This window comes from Roseateles sp. AC306, assembly GCF_979253795.1.
In genome coordinates, this window is the sequence record NZ_CEEDEB010000001.1 from 1,086,589 (window position 1) to 1,096,595 (window position 10,007).

Annotated in this window: 1 protein-coding gene and 1 pseudogene; both read left to right on the forward strand. The window is 67.1% G+C overall.

Translation table 11 applies throughout. From position 1 onward, the window contains the following. Positions 1-204: 204 nt before the first annotated feature. Positions 205-8,802, forward strand: coding sequence for a hypothetical protein (locus tag AC0IZJ_RS04660; RefSeq protein ID WP_471847109.1), 8,598 nt, complete (start codon positions 205-207; stop codon positions 8,800-8,802). A 342-nt stretch (positions 8,803-9,144) separates the two neighbouring features. Then, positions 9,145-10,007: pseudogene (locus AC0IZJ_RS04665) on the forward strand (heme utilization protein); the annotation flags it as partial.

Genomic DNA, 10,007 nt, shown 5'->3' on the forward strand with positions numbered 1-10,007 from the left:
TTTGAGTATTAGTTCCTCAAGTCAATCCCCTGCGGCCCGATAACCGATCGAAGCACTTGAAATCTAGGGATACGACTGCCGTTCCGAAAGAGCGGCTGTCCGCGCACCACAGGTCGCGCGCCTTAGGGATCGAGGCCTATCCATTTGACGCAGCGGCGGCTCACGCGAAGTCGCCGCCGGATACCAGCACAACAGGCAAGCACCATGGCAAGCATCGTCCCATTCATTCCGGTTTCGCGGATTCCCGGCCTGACCACGGCAACGATTCGGGACTTCACGACCGAGGACTGGGCTGCCTTCAGTACCGACCAGCTGGTTGCCCTGACCACCGCCCAAGCTGCCGTCATCAGCTCCAGCGGCCTTTCCGTGTTGAGCAGCGACCAGATCCGGTCGTTCCAGCCCGAAGACCTGCGCGCCATTTCCACGACGGCCATCGGCGGCTTCGCGTCCGAACAGATCGGCTTCCTGACCACCGAGCAGGTGCAGGCGTTCAGCACCACGCAGATCGGCCGGCTGAGCACCAGCCAGTTGGCCGGGCTCAACACTGCGGACATGGTGGCCCTGACCTCCTCCCAGGTCAGCGCGCTGAGTTCGTCCCAGGTCGGCAGCCTCTCTACGGACCAGCTCTCGTCGCTTGAGGCGATAGACGTTAAGTTCCTGTCCACAACGGCCATTCGCGGGCTGACCAGCACGCAACTGGACGGCTTGACCAGCGAACAGCTGCGCGCATTCACCTCGTCCCAGATCACCGCACTGACCACCGCCCAGGTCAGCGCGTTCAACACCGAAGACCTGAACAGCTTCTCGTCCGACCAGTTCAACAAACTGTCGACCGCCCAGATCAGGGCGCTGACGACGGAACAGCTCAGCCACCTCGCCACGGACAACCTGAACGCGCTTGGATCGGCCCAGTTCGCCACGCTGTCTTCCAGCCAGTTCGGCTCGCTCACGACCAGCCAGCTTGGCACTTTGGAGACCGCCGACCTGCGCGCCGTCACGACAGCCGCACTGCAAGGCCTGAGCTCCGACCAGATCGCGACACTGAGTTCCGAATCGGTCAGCGTACTGACCACCACGCAGATCGCCTCGCTGTCCACTGCGCAGCTGCAAGGCCTGGAGACCGTCGACGTGGGCGCTCTGGGCACCGCCCAGGTGGCCGCGCTGAGCGCCACGCAAGTCGCCTCGCTGAACACCGACCAGCTCGCCGCCATTGAGGCAGGCGACATCCGCTTCCTGTCGACGGCCGCGCTGCGCGCGCTGAGCAGCACCCAGCTCGACGGGTTCACCAGCGACCAGCTGCGCGCCCTGACCTCGGTTCAGATCAGCGCATTCACCACCGCCCAGGTCAGCACCCTCAACACCGAAGACCTCAACAGCCTCGCGTCTGACCAGTTCAACAAGCTCTCCACCGCCCAGGTGCGGTCGCTGACGACCGAGCAACTCAGCAATCTCGCCACCGACAGCCTCAACGCGCTGGGCACGGCTCAGTTCGCGACGCTGACGTCTGCCCAGTTCGCCTCGCTCACGTCCGATCAGCTTGGCAAGCTGGAGACGGCCGACCTGCGCGCCGTCTCGACCGCTGCGCTGCGCGGCCTGTCGTCCGACCAGATCCAGACGCTCAGCTCCGACTCGGTGGGCAACCTGACCACCACCCAGATCGGCGCGCTGACCACCGCGCAGCTGCAAGGCCTGGAGACCGCCGACCTGTCCGCCCTGGGGTCGGCACAGATCGCCGCCTTCGGCTCGGCGCAGCTGGCCTCGCTGAACACCGACCAGCTCGCCGCCATCGACGTGGCCGACATGCGCTCGATCACGACGGCCGCTCTGCGCGCGCTGTCCAGCACCCAGCTCGACGCGTTGACCAGCGACCAGCTCCGCGCGTTGAGCACCGGCCAGATCACCGCGCTGACAACGGGCCAGATCAGCACCCTGAACACGGATGACCTCAACAGCCTGACGTCCGAGCAGTTCGTGCGCCTGACCACTGGCCAGGTGCAGGCGCTGACCACGGAACAGCTCAGCCACCTGAGCACCGACAGCCTCAACTCGCTGGGCTCGGTCCAGTTCGCCACGCTGTCGTCCAGTCAGCTCGCCTCGCTCACGTCCGACCAGCTCGGTGCGCTGGAGACCGGCGACCTGCGCGCCGTCACCACCGCCGCACTGCGCGGCCTGTCGTCCGACCAGATCCACAGCCTCAGCTCCGAGGGCATCGCCGGACTGAGCACGGCCCAGATCGGTACGCTGACGACCGAACAGCTGCAAGGCCTGGAGACTGCCGACCTGTCGGCTCTGGGCTCCACCCAGATCGCCGTGCTGGGCTCGGCGCAGCTGGCAGCGCTGAACTCCGACCAGCTCGCCGCCATCGACGTGGCCGACATGCGCTCGATCACGACGGCCGCCCTGCGCGCGCTGTCCAGCACCCAGCTCGACGCCTTCACCAGCGACCAGCTCCGCGCGCTGAGCAGCGGCCAGATCACCGCCCTGACCACCGCACAGGTCAGCACGCTGAACACGGACGACCTCAACAGCCTGGCGTCTGACCAGCTCAACAAGTTCTCCACCGCGCAGATCCGCGTGCTGACGACGGAGCAGCTCAGCAACCTCTCCACCGAGAGTCTCAACGCGCTGGGCACGGCTCAGTTCGCCACGCTGTCGTCCACCCAGTTCGCGGCGCTCACGTCCGACCAGCTCGGGGCGCTGGAAACGGCCGACATGCGCGCCGTCACGACGGCGGCGCTGCAAGGCCTGAGCTCCGACCAGATCCACACGCTGAGTTCCGATTCGATCAGCGTGCTGACCACCGCGCAGATCGGCTCGCTGTCCACCACACAGCTCCAGGGCCTGGAAACCGCCGATCTGGCGGCCCTGGGCACCGGCCAGGTGGCCGCGCTCAGCGCCACCCAGGTCGCTGCGCTGAACACCGAGCAGCTCGCCGCCATCGAAGTCGGCGACGTCCGCTTCCTGACGACGGCGGCGCTGCGCGCGCTGAGCAGCACCCAGCTCGACGGCCTGACCAGCGACCAGTTGCGCGCGCTGTCCTCCGTGCAGATCGGTGCCCTGACCACCGCCCAGGTCAGCACGCTCAACACCGAAGACCTGAACAGCCTCGCATCCGACCAGTTCAACAAGCTCAGCACCGCCCAGATCGGCGTGCTGACGACCGAGCAGCTGAGCAACCTGGCCTCCGAAAGCCTGAACGCGCTCGGCTCGGCCCAGTTCGCGACGCTCTCGTCCAGCCAGTTCGCTGCCCTCACGAGCGACCAGCTCGGATCACTGGAGACAGCCGACCTGCGCGCCGTCACGACCACCGCGCTGCGTGGCCTGTCGTCAGACCAGATCCAGGCACTGACCTCCGCTGAAGTCGCAAGCCTGAGCACGGCCCAGATCTCCGCGTTGACCAGCGCCCAGGTGCAGGGGCTTGAGACGGCCGACATGTCCGCGTTGAGCTCTTCCCAGGTGGGCGTGCTGAACTCGGCCCAGGTGCAGGCTCTGTCCACCGACCAGCTCTCCTCCATCGATGCACCCGACATCCGCGCCCTGTCCACGACGGCGCTGCGTGCGCTGTCCAGCGAGCAGATCGACGGCCTGACCAGCGACCAGCTGCGTGGCCTCACCAGCGCCCAGCTGAACGCGCTGACCACCAACCCGCAGTTCATCGGCCTCACCACCGGCGACCTCAATGTGCTGACGACGGAGCAGATCGCCCGCCTGTCGACCGGCCAGGTCCAGGCGCTGACCACCGAACAGCTGAGCAACCTGAACACCGACAGCCTCAACGCCATGGGCTCGGCGCAGTTCGCCACGCTGTCGTCGAGCCAGTTCGCCTCGCTCACGTCCGACCAGCTTGGCAAGCTGGAGACGGCCGACCTGCGCGCCGTCACCACCGCTGCGCTGCGCGGCCTGTCGTCCGACCAGGTGCAGAGCCTCAGCTCCGAGGGCATCGCCGGCCTGAGCACGGCACAGATCGGTACGCTGACGACCGCGCAGCTGCAGGGCCTGGAAACCGCCGACCTGTCGGCCCTGGGCTCCGCGCAGATCGCCGTGCTGGGCTCGGCACAGCTGGCCTCGCTGAACACCGACCAGCTCGCCGCCATCGACGTCGCCGACATGCGCTCGATCACGACGGCCGCCCTGCGGGCCTTGTCCAGCACCCAGCTCGATGCGCTGACCAGCGACCAGCTCCGCGCGCTGAGCACCGGCCAGATCGCCGCCCTGACCACGGGCCAGGTCAGCACGCTGAACACGGATGACCTGAACAGCCTGACGTCCGAGCAGTTCGTGCGCCTGACCACGGGCCAGGTGCAATCGCTGACCACCGAGCAGCTCAGCCACCTGACCACCGACGGCCTGAACTCGCTGGGCTCGGCCCAGTTCGCCACGCTGTCGTCCAGCCAAGTCGCCTCACTCACGTCCGATCAGCTCGGCGCGCTGGAGACGGCCGACCTGCGCGCCGTCACCACCGCTGCGCTGCGCGGCCTGTCCTCCGACCAGGTGCAGAGCCTCAGCTCGGGTGGCATTGCCGGCCTGAGCACGGCCCAGATCAGCTCGCTGACGACCGCGCAGCTGCCGGGCCTAGAGACCGCCGACATGTCGGCCCTGGGTTCCGCACAGATCGCCGTGCTGGGCTCGGCCCAGCTGGCAGCGCTCAACTCCGACCAGTTGGCCGCCATCGATGTGGCCGATATGCGCTCGATCACGACCGCCGCCCTGCGGGCGCTGTCCAGCACCCAGCTTGACGCCTTCACCAGCGACCAGCTCCGCGCCCTGGGCAGCGGCCAGATCACCGCCCTGACCACGGCGCAGGTCAGCACGCTGAACACGGACGACCTGAACAGCCTCGCGTCTGACCAGCTCAACAAGTTCACCACCGCGCAGATCCGCGTGCTGACCACCGAGCAGCTGAGCCACCTGAGCACGGAGAACCTGAACGCTTTGGGTTCGGCGCAGTTCGCCACGCTGTCGTCCGGCCAGTTCGCTTCGTTGACGTCCGACCAGCTCGGCGCGTTGGAGACGGCCGATCTGCGTGCCGTCACGACGGCAGCCCTGCAAGGCCTGAGCTCCGACCAGATCCACTCGCTGAGCTCCGAGGCGGTCGCCAGCCTGACCACGGCCCAGATCGGCTCGCTGTCCACCCTCCAGATCCCAGGCCTGGAAACCGCAGACATGGCCGCCATGGGCACCGCCCAGATCGGCGTGCTGAATTCCACCCAGGTTTCCGTGCTGAGCACCGAGCAGCTGGCTGCCATCGAAGCCACTGACGTGCGCTTCCTGTCGACGGTCGCCCTGCGCGCGCTGACCAGCACCCAGCTCGACGGCCTGACCAGCGACCAGCTGCGCGCCCTGTCCTCCGTGCAGATCGGTGCGCTGACCACGGCCCAGGTCAGTACCCTCAACACCGAAGACCTCAACAGCTTCGCGACGGACCAGCTCAACAAGCTCAGCACCGCCCAGATCCGGGTACTGACCACCGAGCAGCTGAGCAACCTGGCCTCCGACAGCCTCAACGCGTTGGGTTCGGCCCAGTTCGCCACGCTGTCGTCCAGCCAGTTCGCCTCGCTCACGTCCGACCAGCTCGGCAAGCTGGAGACGGCCGACCTGCGTGCCGTCACCACCGCCGCGCTGCGTGGCCTGTCCTCCGACCAGGTGCAGAGCCTCAGCTCCGATTGCGTTGCCGGCCTGAGCACGACCCAGATCTCAACGCTGACGACTGCGCAACTGCAAGGCCTGGAAACCGCCGACCTGTCGGCCCTGGGCTCCGCACAGATCGCCGCTCTCGGCTCCGCACAGCTGGCCTCGCTGAACACGGACCAACTGGCCGCTATCGACGTGGCCGACATGCGCTCGATCACGACGGCTGCCCTGCGCGCGCTGTCCAGCACGCAGCTCGACGCGCTGACCAGTGACCAGCTCCGCGCGCTGAGCACCGGCCAGATCGTCGCGCTGACCACGGGCCAGATCAGCACCCTGAACACGGATGACCTCAACAGCCTGACGTCCGAGCAGTTCGTGCGCCTGACCACAGCGCAGGTGCAATCGCTGACCACCGAGCAGCTCAGCCACCTGACCACCGACGGCCTGAATTCGCTGGGCTCGGCCCAGTTCGCCACGCTGTCGTCCAGCCAGTTCGCCTCGCTCACGTCCGACCAGCTTGGCAAGCTGGAGACGGCCGACCTGCGCGCCGTCACCACCGCCGCGCTGCGTGGCCTGTCCTCCGACCAGGTGCAGAGCCTCAGCTCCGAGGGCATCGCCGGCCTGAGCACGGCCCAGATCAGCTCGCTGACGACCGCGCAGCTGCAAGGCCTGGAAACCGCCGACCTGTCGGCCCTGGGCTCCGCGCAGATCGCCGTGCTGGGCTCGGCGCAGCTGGCCTCGCTGGGCACCGATCAGTTGGCCGCCATCGACGTGGCCGACATGCGCTCGATCACGACGGCCGCCCTGCGGGCCTTGTCCAGCACCCAGCTCGACGCGTTGACCAGCGACCAGCTCCGCGCGCTGAGCACCGGCCAGATCGCCGCGCTGACCACGGGCCAGGTCAGCACGCTGAACACGGATGACCTGAACAGCCTGACGTCCGAGCAGTTCGTACGCCTGACCACGGGCCAGGTGCAATCGCTGACCACCGAGCAGCTCAGCCACCTGACCACCGACGGCCTGAACTCGCTGGGCTCGGCCCAGTTCGCCACGCTGTCGTCCAGCCAGTTCGGCTCGCTCACGTCCGACCAGCTCGGCGCTTTGGAGACGGCCGACCTGCGCGCCGTCACCACCGCTGCGCTGCGCGGCCTGTCCTCCGACCAGGTGCAGAGCCTCAGCTCGGGTGGCATTGCCGGCCTGAGCACGGCCCAGATCAGCTCGCTGACGACCGCGCAGCTGCCGGGCCTGGAGACCGCCGACATGTCGGCCCTGGGTTCCGCACAGATCGCCGTGCTGGGCTCGGCACAGCTGGCGGCGCTGAACTCCGACCAGTTGGCCGCCATCGACGTGGCCGACATGCGCTCGATCACGACGACCGCGCTGCGGGCGCTGTCCAGCACCCAGCTTGACGCCTTCACCAGCGACCAGCTCCGCGCCCTGAGCAGCGGCCAGATCACCGCCCTGACCACGGCGCAGGTCAGCACGCTGAACACGGACGATCTGAACAGCCTCGCGTCTGACCAGCTCAACAAGTTCACCACCGCGCAGATCCGCGTGCTGACCACCGAGCAGCTGAGCCACCTGAGCACGGAGAACCTGAACGCCCTGGGTTCGGCGCAGTTCGCCACGCTGTCGTCCGGCCAGTTCGGCTCGCTGACGACGGAGCAGCTGTCCAAGCTGGAAACAGCCGACCTGCGTGCAGTCACGACCGCCGCACTGGGCGGCCTGAGTTCCGATCAAGTGGCTTCGCTGGAAACGGACCATATCGCCGCCTTCAGCACGGCACAGATCGTGTCGCTGTCCACAGCCCAGATGCAGGGCCTGGCGGCAGCCGACATGACGGCCATGACCTCCGCACAGGTCGCGGCACTGACGACGGCCCAGGTCAACTCGCTGTCGACCGACCAAATCGTCGCCATCGACTCCGAAGACCTGGTCAGGTTGTCTTCGGCGTCTCTGCAGGCCATCAGCTCTACCCAGCTGGAGGCGTTGACGACCGATCAGCTGACCGGACTCGGCGCCCGCGTCTCGCTGCTCACGACCAGCCAGATCAGCACGCTGGGTACCGACGACCTGAACGCCTTCACGACGTCCCAGTTCGCCGTCATGAGCAGCGTCCAGATCAAGTCCCTCACGAACACCCAGATCGCAGCACTGGAAACCGATGACCTGCGCGCGCTGACCACGGCACACATCGCCGCGATGAGCACGGCCCAGATCGCCGCCATGACGACGGACCAGTTCGACGACCTGAAGGCGACGCAGCTCACGGCGCTCACCACGGCGCAGGCCGCCTCGCTGACGACCGATCAGATCCACAGCATCACCTCCGATCAGGTCATCGGCCTGGAAACGCGCGACATCGCGGCCATGAGCATGGCGCAGCTCGACGCGCTCACGACGTCGGCCATCAGCGAACTGAGCACCGCCCAGCTGAACGCCTACTTCGCGGTCACGCCGATCGCGCTCGACCTGGACGGCCACGGCGTGAACACGCTGGCTGCCGCCCAGGGCGTCAACTTCGACCTGCTGGGCACCGGCCAGGTGAACAAGGTCGGCTGGGTCGCCGGCAACGACGGCCTGCTGGTGATGGACCGCAACCATGACGGCGTCATCAACAACGGCAGCGAACTGTTCGGCATGGGCACCATCCTCGCCAACGGCAAGCATGCCAAGGACGGCTACGTCGCCATGGCCGAGCAGGACAGCAACCATGACGGCAAGCTGGACGTGAAGGACGCCAACTGGAAGGAACTCAAGGTCTGGGTCGACGCCAACCACGACGGCAAGACGGACGGCGGCGAGCTGAAGTCGCTGGATGAGCTGGGCGTCGCCTCGCTCGACCTGAACGCGGTCAAGGGCAGCGGCATGGACAACGGCAATCTCGTGGGGCTGGTGTCCAGCTACACGACGACCGACGGCGCCAAGCACGACATGGCTGACGTCTGGTTTGCCAAGGACGTGCAGCCGCAGAAGGCCGACGACGGCCACGCCGCGACGGTCAGCCTGACCGACGTGCTGGCCCCGCCGAGCGAGGCGCTGCTCGGCGCCGCGCCGGTCGACCTGGCCCGCGCCGCCCTGCCCTCGCCTGATGCCCACCTCGCCGCCATCGACCGCAAGCTGGCCGAGGAAGACGAGTTCAGGCGCAACAACGGCGGCGGGTGGTTGTGAGTCGTGAAATCGTCCCCGAACCGTCCGGCGTTCTGCCGGACGGTGCAGGCAAAGCTAAGGAAAGCACGCCTTTTTGCCGATTACCCGGAAGCGACCGTCAATAGCATGGCATCACGCAAGCGCCATGCCGTCGCGCTCGCATGGAAATCACGTCTCGACGGTTGAGACGGCAGCGTCACAGAAGTTCAGTTTTCGCGTCAGCGCGGCCGGTCGGATGAAGTTTTCGACCACCGCAGGCGCTGCTCAGGGAATGCCTAAGCGCGGTGGCGCGGGCTAGACAAGACAAGACAAAAACCACCACGTCCTTGGGCGCGGTGAACATCAGTACAGCAGGTAAAGACTATGGCAACCATCATCCCCAACATTCCGGCGTCGACCATCCCGAATCTGTCCACGGCGACGATCGCGGGATTCACGACGGAGGATTGGGCTGCCTTCAGTTCCGACCAGCTCATTGCTCTCACCACCACACAGGCCGCTGCGATCACCTCCAGCGGCCTGTCTGCGTTGAGCACTGATCAATTGCGCGCCTTCCAGACCGAAGATCTGCGCGCTTTGTCTGTCCCGTCGCTCGCCGGCCTCAAGTCTGACCAGATCGTCGGTTTGAAGACCGACCAGGTCCAGGCGTTAGGGACGAACCAGATCGCCGCGCTGTCCACCTCGCAGATCCAGGGCCTGACGACCGCCGACATGGCGGCGCTGACGTCGTCCCAGATCGGCGCGCTGACGTCCGGCCAGGCCGCCAAGCTCACGACCTCCCAGATCGCCGCCATCGAGACGGTTGACATCAAGTCGCTGACGACGAGCGCCGTGCGCAACCTGTCGTCCGACCAGCTCGACGCCTTTACCAGCGACCAGCTGCGCTCGCTGAGCAGCTCGCAGATCACCGCGCTGACGACCAGCCAGGTCAACACGCTGGGCACCGCAGACCTGAACAGCCTCACCAGCAGCCAGTTTGCCAACCTGTCCTCGGGCCAGGTCCAGGCGCTGACCTCGACGCAGCTGGGCAACCTCGCGACTGACAACCTCAATGCGCTGGGCACGGCCCAGTTTGCCGCGCTGACCTCCGGCCAGTTCGGTGCGCTGTCCACTGGCCAGTTGGGCAAGCTGGAAACGGCCGACCTGCGCGCCGTCACCACCGCCGCGCTTGCCGGCCTCTCGTCCGACCAGGTCGGTGCACTGGCCAGTGACGCCGTCGGCGCCAT

Coding starts and splice junctions, on each gene's coding strand:
- AC0IZJ_RS04660 (WP_471847109.1), top strand. CDS start 205: ATGGCAAGCATCGTCCCATTCATTCCGGTTTCGCGGATTCCCGGCCTG.